This is a genomic window from Alteromonas sp. 4NH20-0104 (genome assembly GCF_057547795.1).
The window spans coordinates 31056-48258 of sequence record NZ_BAAJLP010000002.1 but is presented as its reverse complement, the minus strand read 5'-3'; the positions used below and the strand labels follow the sequence as shown (position 1 = coordinate 48258).

The window sequence follows — 17203 nt, the reverse complement described above, 5'->3', positions numbered from 1 at the left end:
TATCTCTTATTAACTTTTAGTCTGATTACTATCAGAGTCATTTTGCCAGCCTACGGCCAGCCCTGTGTCGTAGCGTAAATCCACGTAACTGACACCCTTAGGTTGTTCGCTCAGTAACGGGTAAACATCTACAAATCGTTGTAAACGGTCAATAAACTCCTGTCGACCAAGGTTTATCTCTATGCCATTTACTAGTTGTACCTGCCATGCAAATCGCTCAGATAATGACAACTCTTCAATATCCAGTTGCCGACTGCGCAATAAACTCTGCATGGCGTTAAACCCTTCCAGCGCCGTCTTCTCACTGCCCCCCGGGCCAAACAGTCGCGGTAAACCCAAATTCTTACCTTCTGCGTTAAAACTCTCGCCGTAAGGATTCAGCATCAAATCTTCATTCCATCTGGCGACCGGTGTTTGCTCCACCAGGTAAACCTTGAGCCGGTTAGGCCACTGTTTACGTACCGATGCCCGGTACACCCATGCCTGATCTTCCAGCAGCTGGTGAATGTCGTTGACATCCAAAGCAAAAAAACTCCCCGGCTGCGACTGGCGAATAAGCCTTTCCAGTTTCAGAACATCCAACTGCTCAAACTGGCCGGAAAAATCAATTACCTGCACCGGCGCCTGCTGCTCGTCCTGCATCCAGTGGTAGGTGTGAATGCCGCCTACCGTCAACATCACAACCAACACGGCTAAAAAAGCAATGCCGCCCCAGGGCGCCTGGCGTTGTTCTGCTGACATTTTCGAATCACTCCATACTGGTTGCCAGAATAGCTAATACTAAATCAGTAAAACTAATCCCGGCGGCAGCCGCGGCCTTGGGCACCAGACTTTTTTCAGTCATGCCAGGTACCGTATTGGCTTCAAGTAAATAAAACTCACCAGATTGTTTGTCCTGCATTACATCAACCCGCCCCCAACCAGTGGCTGAAAGCGCTTCAAAAGCTGATGTACACAGCGATGCCAGGTGTTGCTCGTCTTTGTCAGACAAGCCACTCGGGCAAAAATATTCGGTCGTATTATCCTGATACTTTGCCGAATAATCGTAAAATATATGCGGGGTTGACATGCGGATCGAAGGTAAAGCCTGCCCTTGCACAACGGCAACGGTATATTCAGGTCCTTCAATATACTGCTCCAACAAGACTGTATTATCATATTTAAAAGCGTCTTGTATGGCAGTCGCGAGTTGTTTAGCGCTAGTCACTTTGGCCATCCCGATGCTCGAACCTTCCCGAGCCGGTTTAACCATGACTTTTCCCCCTAATTTATCCATTATAGCGCCGCATGATCCAGCTTCAAAGCGACTTTTTACAGCAATTTCATATTTCGCGGTGGGAATATTCAGACACTGCCAGATTTGCTTACTGTGGATCTTATCCATTGCCAGTGCCGAGCCCAGTACACTGCTGCCGGTATAGGGTATTTTTAGCTGCTGCAAGGCACCTTGCATACTCCCATCTTCGCCCCCGCGACCGTGTAACATAATCAACACGCGATCGAACTTTTCATCAATCAATTCAGTGAGTTGCTTTTCAGCTGGATCGAAACCTACCGCCTCTACACCGGCCCCTTGCAAGGCGCTTAAAACGGTCTCTCCCGAGCGCAGCGACACCTCTCGCTCAGCCGAGTCGCCGCCGTACATCACAGCCACTCGTCCGAAGGCTTTTGGAGTATAAGTTTTTAAGGTCATTACTGCCCCTCCGGCTGCATGAGTTCGGGATTCAATTGCATGGCAGCCAGTTTCCTGGCTAACTGCCCCACATTACCCGCGCCCTGGGTCATCACAATATCGCCATCCTGTAACTGATTTGCCAGAATAACCGGCAGCTCCTCATGTTCACTGACATAAACCGGTTCTAACTGGCCACGGGCCCGAATCGAGCGCGCCAGCGAGCGGCTATCGGCACCATCGATGGGCTGTTCACTGGCGGCATACACATCCAGTAGTAACAAACAATCCACCTGGGATAACACTTCCACAAAATCTTCATAAAGGTCCCGGGTGCGAGTATACCGGTGCGGCTGATAAATCATCACCAGACGCTGTTGCGGCCAGTTATTGCGGGCCGCCTCAATGGTGGCAGCCACTTCGGTTGGATGATGACCATAATCATCCACCAGGGTAACTTCGCCGACACTGGTGGCAAATTGCCCCAGCACTTCAAATCGGCGACCTATCCCACCAAAGCTAAGCAATGCTTGTTGAATAGACTCATCATCAATGCCTTCTTCACTGGCCACCGTAATTGCAGCCAGTGCGTTCAACACATTATGCTTACCGGTTTGATTCAGTTTCACAGTCAGTGGCGTTCGTTGCGGGCGGTGAACCGTAAAATGTGCCGAACCAAAACTAAAACGAATATCCGTTGCATAAACATCGTTATCTGCATCCAGACCATAGGTGATCACGCTGCGGCCGATTTGCGGCAACAGAGAGCGGATCACCGGGTCATCACCGCATACCACGGCCTGACCGTAAAACGGCAGATTATGTAAAAACTCTATGTAGGTGTCGGTCATTTTGCTGAAATCACCGCCATAGGTTTCCATGTGATCGGCTTCAATATTGGTCACCACACTCATCATCGGCTGCAAGTGCAGGAACGAAGCATCACTTTCGTCGGCTTCAGCAATCAGATACCGGCTGCTGCCCAGTCGCGCGTTAGTTCCGGCGCTGTTTAGTAAGCCGCCGATCACAAACGTGGGATCGCGCTCAGCTTCAGCAAAAATGGTGGCAATTAAACTGGTCGTCGTGGTTTTGCCATGTGTTCCCGCCACCGCAATACCGTGACGAAAACGCATTAATTCGGCCAGCATTTCAGCGCGCCGGATAATAGGGATCCGCTGGGCTCTGGCGTATTGAATTTCCGGGTTTGCCTCGTTGATGGCGCTGGAGACGACCACTACGTTTGCATCCACTACATTTTCCGCTTTGTGACCGATAGCAATATCGGCCCCCAGCGCGGTGAGGCGTTCTGTCATCGCTCCGGTCTGAATGTCAGAGCCAGCAATATCATAGCCTTCATTCAACAGTACCTCGGCAATACCGCCCATCCCGGCGCCGCCAATGCCCACAAAAAATATGCGCGTAATTTTTCGCATTTGCGGACTTTGAAAAGGCGTTTCCAATACCATTTACCGCTATCTCTCTTTGGTTAAAGCTTCACAGGCATCTGCCACCTGTTGAGCTGCGTTATAGGGTGCAAACTGCTTTGCGTTGGCCGCCATCCTGACACAGTCGGCAGGATTTTCCAGCCAGTCACGCACAATTACCGGCAATTCTTCACTAAGTGCTGTTTGAGCCACCAGTTTGGCCGCATTCTGTTCAGCCAGTGACCGGGCATTCAGGGTTTGATGATCGTCAACCGCATGGGGCAACGGCACAAATATCGCCGGTTTACCCGCTGCAGCGATCTCTGCCACCGTCAGCGCGCCAGCCCGACAGACGACAAAATCTGCCCATTCATAAGCCGCTGCCATATCAGTAATAAATTCAGACACTTCAACCGCTTTGTCACCATAGGCCTGGCGCACGCTGTGTTCGTTGCCTTTGCCACACTGATGACGTATTGCCAGTTGCGGGAATGACTGACAGATAACCGGCAATTGCTCATTAAGCGGCCGGGCACCCAAGCTACCGCCAATAACCAGCATACGCATTGGCTGAGAAGCCTCAGCTTTTGGTTTAAGGGCAAGAATCTCATCCCTTACCGGGTTACCAACTGCCTGACACTTATCTTTGACACTTGCAAAATAGGGACTGGCAGAGGCAAAGCCCAGCATCACTTTGCTGGCAATTCGTGCCAGCAACTTATTGGTGACTCCCGGCACGGCATTCTGCTCATGGATGATAATCGGGATGCCCAGGGTTTTAGCCGCAATACCGCCTGGTCCGCTGGCATACCCACCCATACCAATCACCACATCCGGCTTAATTTGCTGTAGCAACTGGCGGGCACAGAACAAGGATTTAACCAATGCCATGATGCCCGTAAGTCGCGCGGTTATTCCTTTGCCTCTTAATCCCTTAACGGGAATAAAGTGAATCGGGAAGCCGTACTCAGGAACAACCTGAGCTTCCATGCGTTCTGCAGTGCCCAGCCAGTCAATATGCCAGCCACGACGGCGAAGTTCGCTGGCCACGGCAATCCCCGGGAACACGTGTCCGCCGGTTCCGCCCGCCATGACCAGACAACGCTTATTCATCATCCGGCTCCTCGGCTACATCACGCTCATTCTGTTCCAGCGGTTTTAAGGCAGCTTTGACTTTGCTTTTACCTTCACGTTTACGACCTTTATCGAGTGCCTGTACACCCGCCACCCGCAATTCAAAATCAATACGCAGTAAAACAGCCACCGTGACAGACATAATAATCAAACTGGAGCCACCGTAGCTGACCAATGGCAGAGTTAGCCCTTTAGTTGGCAATATACCGGCACTGGCGCCAATATTTACCGCGGTTTGAAAACTGAACCAGATGCCAATAGCGTAAGCCAGAAACCCTTCAAAAGCCCGTTCGTTCGCCAGCGCCTGATTGCCAATTTGCAGCGCGCGAATAACTAACCACAACATCAGTAACAGCACCACCATCACGCCTGTGAAGCCAAGCTCTTCAGCGAGGATAGCCATTACAAAATCGGTATGCGCCTCGGGCAGAAACTCCAGCTTCTGCAAACTATTACCCAGCCCCTGGCCAAGCCAGTTGCCCCGGCCATAGGCCATTAACGACTGGGTCAGCTGATAGCCGCTGCCAAAAGGATCGGCCCAGGGATCCCAGAACGAAGTAACCCGTGCAAGGCGGTACTCAGAATCAACGATCAGCGCCACGACTGCCAGCACACCGGCAAAGAGTAACGCGAAGAACTGCCATAACTTAGCGCCGGCCAGAAACAATAGCCCCATGGTGGTTGCCAGCATAACAACAACCGTTCCCAGATCCGGCTGTGCCAGTAGCAGCAGCGCGAGAATAAAGAACACCACCAGCGGTTTAATAAACCCTTTAAGGTTTTCTGTGACTTCATCATAGCGACGCACCATGTAGCCGGCCAGATAACAAAAGAAGAACAGTTTTGCGGGTTCCGCCGCCTGCACCGTGATAGGCCCAACAACCAACCAGCGGGTCGAACCGTTAACGTTCCGGCCAATCAGCAGTACTGCCACCAGCAATCCAATTGCAGCCAGCAACATGTAAGGGTTGGTTACCCGCCAGAACTGCATTGGCAGCTGCACGGTGATCATCGCCGCGATGATGGCAGCAATTAGGTATATGCCGTGACGAATTGAAAAATGAAACGGGTTATCGTGTAACCGGTCAGCTACCGGCATGGAAGCAGAAGTAACAATAACCAGGCCAATGGCCATTAAAGCAAAGGCTACCAGCACAATGCCGCCGTCAAAAGCCGGTGCGGTAGTCGCCGGTTTATCGTGACGCGCCGCGAACAATCCGGCCAGGTGAGAAGTCACTGCATTCATGCCGACAACTCCCTGACCGCCTGTTGAAACACGTCAGCCCGATGTTTGTAGTTGTTGAACATATCCAGACTGGCACAGGCCGGTGAGAGTAAAATCGTATCGCCAGACTCTGCCAGTGCAAATGCCTGCTGGACAGCTTGCTCCATGCTCTCAACATACCAGCCGCGGGCTGCCATCTGACTGAGGATCCGGCCATCACGCCCGAGCGCAACGACAGCATCGACATGAGCCTGCAGCGCCGGTGCCAGTTCGCTTAAATCTGCGCCCTTGGCATCGCCGCCCGCGATTAATATTAACTTTCCGGTCAGACTGCCTGCCAGTCCTTTAAGCGCCGCTTCCGTCGCACCGATATTAGTGGCTTTGGAGTCGTCAATAAAACTCACGCCCGCCACCTCGGCAATTTTGCTGCACCGATGGGCCGCACTGTGGAACGTTTTCACGGCTTCTGCTGCGGCTTCCATATCATCGCTAAATACGCTGACCAGGGCCAGTGCTGACTGGATATTCAGCGCGTTGTGCTGGCCTACCAGCGCAGTGTCGGTCAGACACAATAGTGGTTTGCCGTGATAAGTGATCATTTGCTGCGCTGCTTGCCAGCCGAAACCCTGGCTAGTTGCGGTCAGGCCTGTAGCTATCCGCGAGGTAACGGCCGTCATGGGCATTGTATGACTGTCTTCCCGATTTACCACCGCCACCTCACAGTGATCGAAAATGCGTTGCTTAGCTTCACTGTACGCAGATAATGTATGGTGACGGTCGAGGTGATCGGCAGAAAGATTCAGTATGGTCGCGGCCGCCAGGTGCAGACTACGGGTCGTCTCCAGTTGAAAACTGGACAATTCAAGCACGGTAATATCCGCCCCGTGCTGCAGTGAGTCCAGGGCCGGTAAACCTACATTGCCGGCGGCAATCACGTTATAGCCCAGGTGTTTAAGTATATGCGAGGTTAACAGGGTGACCGTGGTTTTGCCGTTTGAACCGGTAATACCGATAACTGGCCCGGTTACCGCCACAGCAAACAGCTCAATATCACCAATGACACTAACACCGGCCTGTTTAGCCGTTGAAACCGCCGGTAAATCCGTTGCAATACCGGGGCTCAATACCAGGTGAGTCACACCATTCCAATAGTTCTGCGGCACTTCGCCACAGGTAATTTCAGCGTTTACCCGGGCCGCCAGTTCATCACTCACCACCAGGTCTGCGCGGGTATCCCACACTTTAAAAGCCAGCGACTGGTTTTGCAGATAGCGCACACAGGAAAGCCCGGTCTGTCCCAGACCGGCAATGACATACTGTGGTAAACGCTGTGTCTCAGTCATACTCTATCGTAACTTCAATGTGGCTAAACCAATTAACACCAGAATCAGCGAGATGATCCAAAATCTTACAATCACCCGCGGTTCGGGCCAGCCTTTTAATTCATAATGGTGATGAATGGGTGCCATACGAAAGATACGCTGCCCCCTGAGTTTATAAGAGCCTACCTGCATGATGACCGAAACGGTCTCCATCACAAACACGCCGCCCATGATAATTAAGACTATTTCCTGACGGACCAGCACAGCCAGCACGCCAAGTGTTCCGCCCAGAGCCAGCGACCCCACATCGCCCATAAATACCATGGCCGGATAAGTGTTAAACCATAAAAAGCCTAACCCTGCGCCAACAATAGCAGTGCACACGATCACCAGTTCACTGGTAAGGGGAATATGCGGAATATTTAAGTAGCCGGAAAAGTTAGCATTGCCGGTAACGTAAGCGAAAATAGCAAATGCGCCGGCAACCAGTATGGTTGGTACAATCGCCAGGCCATCGAGCCCGTCAGTAAGGTTGACCGCATTGCTGGTTCCCACCAGCGCAAAATAAACGATGGCGATATACAAAATACCCAGTTGGGGCAACACTTCCTTGAAGAAAGGAACCAGCAGTGCGGTTTCTTCCATGGTCTGCGCTGACGCATACAGGTAAAACGCTACGCTCAGGGCAATCACGGATTGCCAGAAATATTTCCAGCGAGCTATCAGACCTTTTGAGTCTTTGCGTACCACTTTGCGATAATCATCAACAAACCCCACAATACCAAAGGTCACCACCACAAACAGGGTGACCAACACATAGGTATTCGTGAGATCTGCCCACAGCAACACACTTACCACAATAGCCGCCAGAATCAGCAGACCGCCCATGGTAGGGGTACCTGACTTTGACAAATGTGACTCCGGTCCATCGGTACGAATGGTCTGGCCAATTTGCATCCGTTGTAACCAACGGATCATCTTCGGGCCGATAATAATCGCGATTAACAGCGCTGTGAGCGTACTCAGGATCGCCCGTAAGGTCAGATAAGAGAATACGTTAAAACCTGATTCAAATTGCGTTAGCCAGTCGGCGAGCCATATTAGCATGCTATTTTCTCCCGCCGACGACTAAGCTTTCCCAGCGGCGATGTCTCCAAAGCCGCTATGACGTTTTCCATTCTGGCACTGCGCGAGCCTTTAACCAGAATGGTTAGGTCGCGCTGCTCCGTTCCTAAATCCAGCTCTAACGCCGCTATCAATGACACCTGATCGCTAAAGTGATAACCGTTTTCACCAAACGCCGAGGAGGCACTCTGACTCAATACGCCAGAGGTATACAGGCAGTCGATAAACTTTTCTTTGGCATACTCACCAACCTGTTCATGATAGTAGCGCGCCTTTTCGCCCAGCTCCGCCATATCTCCCAGCACCAGTACCCGACGACCGGAAAAACTGGCCAGAGTATCGATGGCCGCTTTTACTGACCCCACATTGGCGTTATAAGTGTCGTCAAGAATACGTACCTGCTCGGTTAGCGGCACGACTTTTAACCGCCCGCCAACAGCCTGCATGTCTTGCAAGCCATATTTAACATCTTCCAGTGTCGCCCCTACCGCCATCGTCAGCGCCGCCGCCACCAGCGCATTGCCAACATTGTGCATACCGGGCACCGCGAGCCGAATATCGGTATTACCCTGGGCAGAATGCAATGCAAACTCAGCACAGCCATTTAAATCAATAATGATATCCGTGGCATAAAAGTCAGCTTCAGGGCTCTGGTTATCCGGTGAAAACGTTTGTACTGGCTGATACTTCAGTTTGCCCAGCCAAAACTCAGCAAACTGGCTGTCCTGATTCACAATAGCCAGTCCTGCCTCGCCCAGGCCTTTAAAAATCTCGCTTTTCGCCCGGGCTACGCCGAGCAAACTGCCGAACCCTTCAAGGTGTGCCGCCGCGGCATTAACAATAGTCGCCACGTCGGGTTTCACTAAACTGGTGGTATAGGCAATTTCACCAAGATGATTAGCGCCCATTTCGACTACCGCGTATTCGTGCTCCGGCGTCAGGCGCAGTAAGGTCAGTGGAACGCCAATCTCATTGTTAAAATTCCCGGCGGTTGCCAGTACATTACCCCGGCGCGATAAAATAGCCGCGCACATTTCTTTAACGGTGGTTTTACCACTACTGCCGGTTATACCTATGGTTTTAGGGTTAACTTCAGCCTTTACTGCCGCGCCAAGCTGACCCAGTGCCAGTTTGGTATCTTCAACATAAATCACCGGCAGGCCACAGGTGACCGGTTGACTGGCAATGATGGCCGCAGCGCCTGCACTTTCAGCGGCTTCAATAAACCGGTGGCCGTCAAAGTTTTCCCCTTGTAGCGCCAGATAAACAGCGCCATCTTCCAGGGTTCGGGTGTCAGTGCTGACCGCAGATACAGTGCAGTCATCGCCCACCAGGCGACCCTTTATTTGCTCTGCTATCCACATCAAAGACCTAGTAATCATTTGCTGCACTCCTGCTGCAAACGGGTAATGGCTTCCCGTTCGTTGTAGTTTATTTTTTGTTCGCCAATTATTTGATAGCTTTCGTGCCCTTTGCCCGCCGCCAGAATAAGGTCATGCTTACCGGCGTTGGCTAAACAGTAACGAATAGCCTGTTCCCGGTCAGGAATATCCCTGGCATTTTCAGGGTGGCTGAGTCCGGCGCGAATGTCGTCTGCAATAGACGATGGCGACTCTGAGCGACTGTTATCGGTGGTGATAATCAACTCGTCAGCACCGTCTTCGGCCGCTTGCGCCATGAGGGGGCGTTTGCCTTTATCCCGGTCGCCGCCACAGCCAAATACACACCAAAGCTTGCCATCGGTATGCAGTCTTAATGCTTTTAGCGCCTGACTTAACGCATCTGGAGTATGGGCATAATCCACCACCACATTGGCGTGCTCAGGGAATTCAAATACTTCCAGGCGACCGGCCACGGCCTGAACCTGCTCAATGGTTTTTACCACGTTGTCAAAACGCTCACCCTGACACAGTAGGGCCGCCGTGGCGCTCATCAGGTTGGCAATATTAAAGTGCCCGAGTAAATCGGTTTGTACCACGGTAGTTCCCCAGGAAGTGGCGAGCCGGAACTGGCATCCATTAGGATGGTATTGCACATTTGTGGCAAAACAATAGCGACCTTCTGGCAAATTCTGCGCAGGTTCTGGCAATACGGCGGTCCAGACTTTCTGAATCGATTTTTTGGCCTTTTTTGCCCACGCGTTGCTGGCCTCATCGTTATAGTTCAGTACCACCGAATGCAGACCGGGCAAATCCAGCAAGCCCAGTTTGGCGGCTGCGTAAGACTCCATCGTACCGTGATAATCGAGGTGGTCCCGGGTCAGGTTAGTGAACACCGCGATGTCGGTATTAACCTGCTTCAGGCGATTTTGCACCAGCGCATGTGATGACGCTTCATAAGCCACCTGATGGACTTCCTGCTGCACAAACTCCGCCAGTAAATACTGCATCGAAATGGCATCCGGCGTGGTATTGCCATTAGCTGGCGGCTTAAACTGCGCGTCGTCGCGATAAATGCCACTACCAAGCGTGCCGATTGATGCCGCCCGATGGCCGAGCAGATGCTTCATTTGCGTAATCAGCTGCACTACCGACGTTTTGCCATTGGTGCCGGTGACTGCAATGGTTGCCAGTTTGTTAGCCGGGTAATCGTAAAATGCTGCCGCCAATGACGAGAGCAAATCGGCAAGCCCCCAGACCTTAACGATAACCGTGTGTTCCCGCATCAGGACCTGACCATGCTCACCCGCTTCTTCTGCCTCGGCAAGAATAGCGCGGGCACCCAGGCTGATGGCTTGTGGAATAAAGTCCCGGCCATCACGGCTATGTCCTTTAACGGCTACGAAAGCCAGTTTCGGGGTGACTTCACGACTATCCAGTGTCAGCCCATGCACCCGAATATCCGGCGCATTAATACCAAATTTAATTAACAGTGCATGCAGACTTTGCATAAACGCATTAACCACCATTGGTTGACCTCTCTACCACCTGCGTGGCGCTTACCTGACGATCATCCGGTGCAATGTTTAGCAGTTGCAACGCACCGCCCATAATTTCAGAGAAGACAGGCGCTGCCGTATCGCCGGCATGATAAAGGTCTCCGCCGGGTTCGTTGATCAACACAACGGTCACCAGTTGCGGGTCGTTAAGCGGCGCAATGCCGGCAAAAATATTGACATACTCTTCACCATAGCCGCCGGCAACTGCCTTACGACTGGTACCGGTTTTACCTGCCACCCGGTATCCGGGAATACGAGCTTTAACACCTGAGCCGTCTTCCTGAGTCACGGTTTCCATCATGGCCATAATCGCTTGAGCATTTTGCTCACTGAGCACCCGTTCAGCACTGGGTTTATAAGCCTGATTACCGCTATCCCTGACAATATTAAGCGGCCGTTTAATGCCTCCGGACGCGATGGTGGAATACATTCTGGCTAGCTGTGCGGTGGTCACTGAAATGCCGTAGCCAAACGATAAAGTGGCGAGTTCAAACTCCGACCAGCGGCTGCGTTCGTGAAAAAGACCGCTGCTTTCACCGGGCATATTAATACCGGTGTCAGACATCAGGCCCATATTGTAATAGGTGTCCAGCAAAAACGGTTTTGGCACCGACAGGGCCAGTTTGGATGTTCCCATGTTACTGGAATGCTGGATTATTTCCGCCAGCGATAACTTTCCGTAATTGCGGAAATCCTTAACCAGACTACCGCCCAACCGCATCCAGCCAGGGGAGGTATCGACGATATCACCCACTTTAACCGCGCCAAATTCCAACGCGCTAAGGACCGCTAAGGGCTTCAATGAGCTGCCTGGTTCAAAGGCGTCGGTGATCACCCGGTTACGCATCCGGCGAGGCGAAATGTCACTGCGGTCGTTAGGGTTAAATGACGGCGCATTGACCATGGCCAGTACATCGCCACTGTGGACATCAATAACTATGGCCGACGCCGAACTGGCCTGGTAATAGAGCATGGCCTCTTTAATTTCGCGATAGGCCAGCGCCTGAATGCGCTGATCGATGGTTAGTGTAAGATTACCGGCGGCTTCGCCGTCTTTGGTCTCCAGTACTTCCACCTGACGGCCTTTGGCATCGCGGCGGATTTTACGCGAGCCTGGCGAACCGGTCAGCCAGTCGTCATATAACCGCTCCAGCCCTTCAATGCCTTTATCATCAACATTGGTAATACCGATAAGCTGCGCGGCCACTTCGCCGGTGGGGTAATAACGACGAGACTCTTTGCGCAAATATACGCCCGGGATCTCCAGTTTATCCACATAGTCAGCCATCGCAGGGGAGACCTGACGTTGCAAATAGACAAACCGGCGTTTAGGGTTGCCGACTTTGCCCACCAGCTCGTCCACATCCTGGCCCAGCACTTCAGCCAGCGCCAGCCAGCGTCGGGTTTGATTCAGGCCATTTTGTTCATGAATGATTTTCGGGTCGGCCCAGATTGCTCTCACCGGCACACTGACCGCAAGCTCCACGCCATTACGATCGGTAATCAGGCCACGGTAGGCAGGTGTGTTGCGCGTTCTCAGGGTGCGACTGTCGCCCTGCTCAATCAATGCGTCCGGCGCGATCACCTGAATAAAGGCCGTACGCAGCGCCAGGATCAAAAACACCAGTACAATAATGCCCACCACCAGGAAAAAGCGCCATTGCATAGGGCCTGGACGGGTGTTAATTTTTGCCCCGCCCGCCTTGGCTTTGGTGTGTTTTAACGTGATGGCTGTCATTTAATTCGCACCACTACCTCGTCATCCACACCGGGGCGATGCATGTCGAGTTCCTTCTGAACCATGGCTTCAATACGGTTATGCTCGGTGAGTGCGCGCTGTTCGAGCACCAGGTTACGCCACTCTACGTCGAGCTGATCTTTCTCGCGCATGAGCTCCTCAAGCGCAATATTTTGCTGGCGATTATGGTGAGTACTGAGGATCACCGCCAGGGCACTGGCTATCACCGCTATAAACAACAAAACCCGCAGCTTATGGCGGGTCAATTCGGTAACCAGGATGAGGAGGAAATTAAAGTTAGTCGTCGAACCGGTCATCGTTTTTCCGCCACCCTGAGTACCGCACTTCGGGATCGCACATTGTGTTTCAGTTCTTCTTCGCCGGGCTTGATGGCCTTGCCTATCAGCGTTAATACTTTGTCGGCGTCAATTTCCGCCTGAGTCACCGGCAGGCCTGGTGGTAGCGCTTTGCCCTTGCTCTGCTCTTTCATAAAGCGTTTTACCAGCCGGTCTTCGAGTGAATGAAACGAAATAATCGCCATTCGGCCACCGGGACGTAAAATTGCGGTAGCGGCCTTCAGGCCCACCCTGAGTTGGTCCAGCTCCGCATTAATATAAATACGAATGCCCTGAAAAGTGCGGGTGGCCGGATGCTTGAATTTGTCTTTGACCGGTACAGCCTGATCAATAATGGTGACTAACTCGCTGGTACGGGAAAGAGGCTGTTGCTGACGGTAATTAGCAATAGCGTGTGCAATACGTTTTCCGAACTTCTCCTCGCCAAACTCTTTAATCACCTGGGTGATATCCTGCTCATCTGCCGTGTTCAGCCAGTCTGCCGCGCTGAGTCCCCGGGTCGTATCCATTCGCATATCTAACGGACCATCGCGCAGAAAACTGAAACCGCGTTCAGCGTCGTCTAACTGTGGGGATGACACACCCAAATCCATCAGCACGCCATCTATTTGGTGGGTGAGGCCCATTTGTTCAATAACCTCAGCCATATCACCAAACGCAGAATGGACAATTTCAAAACGACTGTCATCAGCAAAGCGCGCGGCGGCTTCAATGGCCTCGGGATCGCGATCAAACGCAATTAACCGGCCATTGCTACCCAATTGTTTGAGGATTTCGCCAGAATGACCGCCTCGGCCAAAGGTGGCATCGATATAAATACCGTCTGGTTTAATCGCCAGGCCGTCCAGGCATTCCTGCAGAAGCACAGAGGTATGCGAAAACGATGCGGTCATAATGAGAAGTCCTGTAAACGCTCAGTGAGCTCAAAGTTACCAGAACGCTCAACTTCCATATCTTCTTCGATACGTTTAGCCCAGATTTCTGAATTCCAGATCTCGAATTTATTTAATTGCCCAACCAGCAGAATTTCTTTGTCTAATTTGGCATGATTACGCAGAGGGACAGGAATGAGCACACGACCGCTTTTATCCATTTCACAGTCGATGGCATAACCGAGTAACAAACGAATTTTTCGTCTTTCCTGCTCGATGTTGCTGGAAAACTTACTCAGTTTGAGTTCGATTTCTTCCCATTCGGGAAGCGGGTAAAGCAGCAAACAGCTTTGTTGTGTGTCAATGGTGCAGATGAGTTGTCCGGCACAATCATCCAGAAGGGGCTGCCGATGCTTTGTCGGTATAGCCAGTCTCCCTTTGGAATCCAGATTGATTGCGTTAGCGCCGCGGAACATTCCCCTAGCCTTTTGTGTATTGATCTTATTATTCGTGTTTTATGAGATCTGATCTGCAAAACGTTGATTATATGATCCACTATTTGCCACTTTTACCCACTTTTGACAGTTTAGGTATCATTCCTCCCCACTGTCAAGCAAAAACGCGCCTGACAGGATGAGTAACAAAATGGGGGAAACTCCCTTATTTTCGGGCTTCGCGCTGAAGTGGCTGATTAGAAAGAAGGAAAAAGGGGGAAAAGTGGGGAAATCCGTCCCCGTTAGAAGCAAAGCTAAGGTGAAGTGGGTAATTAATTCTAAAAAGGTCTGAGATCGGCAGCGAAAAAAAATTTACTGCGGCCGGTAATCACACATATTTAGCGTGTTATTGATCGCTGGGATCTTATCTTCACTGTGGTGGTTAACGTAGAGCAGTGTGGTACTGCCCTCACGGGCGAGTAAATCCAGCATGGCCAGCACCTTGGTGCGATTGATTTCATCCAGGCCATTACATGGCTCATCCAGAATCAACAGGCTGGGATGCTTCACCATGGCCCTGACAATCAGTAACAGGCGCTGATCACCAAACGACAATGACTGAAACGGCGTTTTTGCATCGTTTTCCAGGCCAATGGCTGCCAACCATTGCCGACACAACAGTCGTTGCTTATCAGTAGGTGTCTTATACAAGCCGATACTGTCGTAAAAACCTGAACACACCACATCTGCCACCGAACAATTGACCCGGTATTGCAAATGCAGACTGTTGGAGATTATGCCAAGGTGTTGTTTGATATCCCAGATACTCTCACCACTGCCCCGCTGGTATCCAAAGACGTTCAGATCGTTGCTGTAGCACAGCGGGTTATCGCCGGTGATTAACGTCAGTAAACAGGTTTTACCTGAGCCATTAGGCCCTGTAACCTGCCAGTGCTCACCTGGTAAAATGGTCCAGTTGAGGTGGTCAAATACCACATTGTCGCCCCACGCAACCCGGCCGTTGTTGAGTTGGACCAGCGGCGTTGCCGTGTCACTGATGACCGGCGCATACAAATCGCTGTCGCGCCCCGGCAGTGACTCAACATTCTGTTGGATATGCATGATTTGCTTAAGTGGTTGCAGTGCAGCCTCATCGAGTACATCACCGCTAATTTGCCAGGCAATGCCGCCATTTTGTAAAAACAGCAGCCGCTGCGCCCAGGCAGGAATTTCGCTGACCCGGTTAACCACCATAATAATAGTACAACTGGCGCTTAGCTTATCCAGATACGCTGAAAATCTGGCAACCGTTCCGGCATCCAGACCATCGTAAGGCTCATCCAGAATCAGCCACTCAGGTTGTCGAAGCAATTCTCTGGTTAACAGTACCTTACGGGTCTCACCAGTGGACAGGGCCAGAAACTCCCGGTCGAGCAGAGCGGTAATACCCAGCAACTCACTCAGTTCCAGCAAAGGTTGCGATTCACGTTGTTCGCCCGCAACACCATCCAGGATAACTTCCCTTGCGGTGCTGGGCACAGGAACCACATCGAGAATGTCAGCATCATCTTTGCGGCGCTCGGCTTCAATAACGGCCTGTTGTTGTGCCACACTCACCCACCCGCAGCGATCGCTACTCTGCCGCTCACCACTGAGAAGTTTTCCTTCCCCCGCCAACAGCGCCGCCAACACCGATTTACCGCTGCCATTCAGGCCGCTGATAATGGTGTGCTGGCGCGGGACGATCGTCAGTTCAGGACCTTTCGCAGTCAGAGTAGCCGATAATTTCACGGTGGGGTTAGATAGGCTGAGTGACATGAGAGACATGAGAGACATTCCACAGGATGGTTCAGGTTAATTGGGCTTCATCAAAAAGGGTGGGCTCTCGCCCACCCTTTTAAGTTTACTTAACAATGCAGCGTATTACTGCTGTGGCGCCTCAGCTTGCTCTGCTGGAGCAGGCTCCATTTGCATGGCTTTAATTGGGCTTTCCGCATTAGTGGACAACTCAATCAGGCGATTCAGCTGACCCAGAGACAGCATCATGGCATACAGTGCGCCCATAAAGCCTGCTTTGTGCAGCTCTACAACCTGCTCGTCAGCCAGCTCAACCAATTTCTTCTCATCAATTGTCAGAATTCCACCTACATTGCGGCCCTGACCATTGCTGTACTGAACGCGCAGTTGCATTGGGTTTAACAGATCCAGTTCAACCACTTTAGAGACAAACTGCTGAGTCAGCATTTCGCTGTTAGCCAGATCGCCCAGTAACTGCTGACGATTGTTCAGGAAGTCGGTTGGATTACCCTCTTCGGTGAATAACGGCTGACCTTCTTCTTTAATCAGATCACTGTTTTCATCGATGTAAACGCCCAGTTTATCGCCATCAGGACGCACGTCGAACGGATAGCGTACGATGTTCATTGGGATATGCGGTGCATTCCACTTACCGTCTTGTAAAAACAGGTTTTGCCCTGGCTCAATGCCGAGCATTGCCACTACGTGGTGCTTGTTAGTTTTAGGATCCTGGATAAACACCAAAGGCATAGCGCCGGCTAATTGTGCAAATTCACGAATTGATGCCGCGGCCAGGTGAGTGTTTTTCGCGTATGGAAAAGCAGGATCTACCGCTACTTTCAGATCTTTATGTTTATTTTTATCCAGCGGTACGAAATTCATTGCCATAAGTACTATCTCGATTCAATTTTAATGTGTGGTCTGGTATCCGTTTCAGACACCAACACCTGTTATTTTTTAGTTAATAAGGGTCTGGCGACATTATTCAAGGGGCGTATACCAACAAGTTGGTATTTTTATTCACGATACCCGCTATGGCGCTGGTCTTTTTTCCGAGTCCCCCGCAGGTAGTCCACCCTGCACTGGTTCTTCTCCCCGCCACCTGTTGCTTCTCAGATGCCAGACAACCGCCGGGCAGTATGGCGTATTTCAACTTGCGCGTCCAG

General features: G+C 51.5%; 15 protein-coding genes. All 15 read right to left on the bottom strand.

The features are described 5' to 3' along the window. Window positions 1-9: 9 nt before the first annotated feature. On the bottom strand, window positions 10-741 hold the full coding sequence (locus AC27IB_RS01790; protein WP_487118517.1) for a cell division protein FtsQ/DivIB: 732 nt from the start codon (window positions 739-741) through the stop codon (window positions 10-12). Window positions 742-748: 7 nt separating this feature from the next. Further along, window positions 749-1693 (bottom strand): D-alanine--D-alanine ligase, encoded by a 945-nt coding sequence (locus tag AC27IB_RS01785; RefSeq protein WP_487118515.1) that lies wholly within the window; start codon window positions 1691-1693, stop codon window positions 749-751. Beyond that, window positions 1693-3138 carry a UDP-N-acetylmuramate--L-alanine ligase gene (gene murC / locus AC27IB_RS01780; protein WP_296046536.1) on the bottom strand — a complete coding sequence of 482 codons (1446 nt, stop codon included), beginning with the start codon at window positions 3136-3138 and terminating at the stop codon, window positions 1693-1695. Before murC ends, AC27IB_RS01785 begins: the two co-directional genes overlap by 1 nt. Before the next feature lie 6 nt (window positions 3139-3144). Beyond that, window positions 3145-4209 carry an undecaprenyldiphospho-muramoylpentapeptide beta-N-acetylglucosaminyltransferase gene (murG, locus tag AC27IB_RS01775; protein ID WP_487118513.1) on the bottom strand — a complete coding sequence of 355 codons (1065 nt, stop codon included), beginning with the start codon at window positions 4207-4209 and terminating at the stop codon, window positions 3145-3147. Then, window positions 4202-5476 carry a cell division protein FtsW gene (gene ftsW, locus AC27IB_RS01770; protein ID WP_296046533.1) on the bottom strand — a complete coding sequence of 425 codons (1275 nt, stop codon included), beginning with the start codon at window positions 5474-5476 and terminating at the stop codon, window positions 4202-4204. The genes murG and ftsW overlap by 8 nt, the downstream gene beginning before the upstream one ends. Next, window positions 5473-6798 carry a UDP-N-acetylmuramoyl-L-alanine--D-glutamate ligase gene (gene murD / locus AC27IB_RS01765; RefSeq protein ID WP_487118511.1) on the bottom strand — a complete coding sequence of 442 codons (1326 nt, stop codon included), beginning with the start codon at window positions 6796-6798 and terminating at the stop codon, window positions 5473-5475. The genes ftsW and murD overlap by 4 nt, the downstream gene beginning before the upstream one ends. A gap of 3 nt (window positions 6799-6801) precedes the next feature. Next, window positions 6802-7884, bottom strand: coding sequence for a phospho-N-acetylmuramoyl-pentapeptide-transferase (gene mraY / locus AC27IB_RS01760; RefSeq protein ID WP_487118509.1), 1083 nt, complete (start codon window positions 7882-7884; stop codon window positions 6802-6804). Next, window positions 7878-9284: a UDP-N-acetylmuramoyl-tripeptide--D-alanyl-D-alanine ligase gene (gene murF / locus AC27IB_RS01755; protein ID WP_487118507.1), complete on the bottom strand. Its 1407-nt coding sequence runs from the start codon at window positions 9282-9284 to the stop codon at window positions 7878-7880. The genes mraY and murF overlap by 7 nt, the downstream gene beginning before the upstream one ends. Continuing rightward, entirely contained in the window at window positions 9281-10810 is a 1530-nt protein-coding gene (locus AC27IB_RS01750; RefSeq protein WP_487118505.1) for a UDP-N-acetylmuramoyl-L-alanyl-D-glutamate--2,6-diaminopimelate ligase, read from the bottom strand. Before AC27IB_RS01750 ends, murF begins: the two co-directional genes overlap by 4 nt. Then, window positions 10800-12578, bottom strand: coding sequence for a penicillin-binding transpeptidase domain-containing protein (locus AC27IB_RS01745; protein ID WP_487118503.1), 1779 nt, complete (start codon window positions 12576-12578; stop codon window positions 10800-10802). The genes AC27IB_RS01750 and AC27IB_RS01745 overlap by 11 nt, the downstream gene beginning before the upstream one ends. After that, window positions 12575-12895 carry a cell division protein FtsL gene (ftsL, locus tag AC27IB_RS01740; protein ID WP_296046520.1) on the bottom strand — a complete coding sequence of 107 codons (321 nt, stop codon included), beginning with the start codon at window positions 12893-12895 and terminating at the stop codon, window positions 12575-12577. The genes AC27IB_RS01745 and ftsL overlap by 4 nt, the downstream gene beginning before the upstream one ends. Then, window positions 12892-13827, bottom strand: coding sequence for a 16S rRNA (cytosine(1402)-N(4))-methyltransferase RsmH (gene rsmH / locus AC27IB_RS01735; RefSeq protein ID WP_487118501.1), 936 nt, complete (start codon window positions 13825-13827; stop codon window positions 12892-12894). Before rsmH ends, ftsL begins: the two co-directional genes overlap by 4 nt. Next, window positions 13824-14282, bottom strand: coding sequence for a division/cell wall cluster transcriptional repressor MraZ (gene mraZ / locus AC27IB_RS01730; protein WP_105934320.1), 459 nt, complete (start codon window positions 14280-14282; stop codon window positions 13824-13826). The genes rsmH and mraZ overlap by 4 nt, the downstream gene beginning before the upstream one ends. Before the next feature lie 330 nt (window positions 14283-14612). Next, on the bottom strand, window positions 14613-16058 hold the full coding sequence (gene modF, locus AC27IB_RS01725; RefSeq protein ID WP_487118725.1) for a molybdate ABC transporter ATP-binding protein ModF: 1446 nt from the start codon (window positions 16056-16058) through the stop codon (window positions 14613-14615). Window positions 16059-16163: 105 nt separating this feature from the next. Next, the gene (locus tag AC27IB_RS01720; protein WP_296046514.1) at window positions 16164-16925 is read right to left on the bottom strand and encodes a SapC family protein; all 762 of its coding nucleotides are present in this window, start codon (window positions 16923-16925) and stop codon (window positions 16164-16166) included. Window positions 16926-17203 lie beyond the last annotated feature (278 nt).

Bases quoted from the DNA above. Each gene is read 5' to 3' on its own strand.
- murG (WP_487118513.1), bottom strand. From the start codon at position 4,209: ATGAATAAGCGTTGTCTGGTCATGGCGGGCGGAACCGGCGGACACGTG.
- ftsW (WP_296046533.1), bottom strand. From the start codon at position 5,476: ATGAATGCAGTGACTTCTCACCTGGCCGGATTGTTCGCGGCGCGTCAC.
- AC27IB_RS01750 (WP_487118505.1), bottom strand. From the start codon at position 10,810: ATGGTGGTTAATGCGTTTATGCAAAGTCTGCATGCACTGTTAATTAAA.
- murF (WP_487118507.1), bottom strand. From the start codon at position 9,284: ATGATTACTAGGTCTTTGATGTGGATAGCAGAGCAAATAAAGGGTCGC.
- AC27IB_RS01745 (WP_487118503.1), bottom strand. From the start codon at position 12,578: ATGACAGCCATCACGTTAAAACACACCAAAGCCAAGGCGGGCGGGGCA.
- AC27IB_RS01720 (WP_296046514.1), bottom strand. From the start codon at position 16,925: ATGGCAATGAATTTCGTACCGCTGGATAAAAATAAACATAAAGATCTG.
- ftsL (WP_296046520.1), bottom strand. From the start codon at position 12,895: ATGACCGGTTCGACGACTAACTTTAATTTCCTCCTCATCCTGGTTACC.
- AC27IB_RS01785 (WP_487118515.1), bottom strand. From the start codon at position 1,693: ATGACCTTAAAAACTTATACTCCAAAAGCCTTCGGACGAGTGGCTGTG.
- murC (WP_296046536.1), bottom strand. From the start codon at position 3,138: ATGGTATTGGAAACGCCTTTTCAAAGTCCGCAAATGCGAAAAATTACG.
- murD (WP_487118511.1), bottom strand. From the start codon at position 6,798: ATGACTGAGACACAGCGTTTACCACAGTATGTCATTGCCGGTCTGGGA.
- modF (WP_487118725.1), bottom strand. From the start codon at position 16,058: ATGTCACTCAGCCTATCTAACCCCACCGTGAAATTATCGGCTACTCTG.
- rsmH (WP_487118501.1), bottom strand. From the start codon at position 13,827: ATGACCGCATCGTTTTCGCATACCTCTGTGCTTCTGCAGGAATGCCTG.
- mraY (WP_487118509.1), bottom strand. From the start codon at position 7,884: ATGCTAATATGGCTCGCCGACTGGCTAACGCAATTTGAATCAGGTTTT.
- mraZ (WP_105934320.1), bottom strand. From the start codon at position 14,282: ATGTTCCGCGGCGCTAACGCAATCAATCTGGATTCCAAAGGGAGACTG.
- AC27IB_RS01790 (WP_487118517.1), bottom strand. From the start codon at position 741: ATGTCAGCAGAACAACGCCAGGCGCCCTGGGGCGGCATTGCTTTTTTA.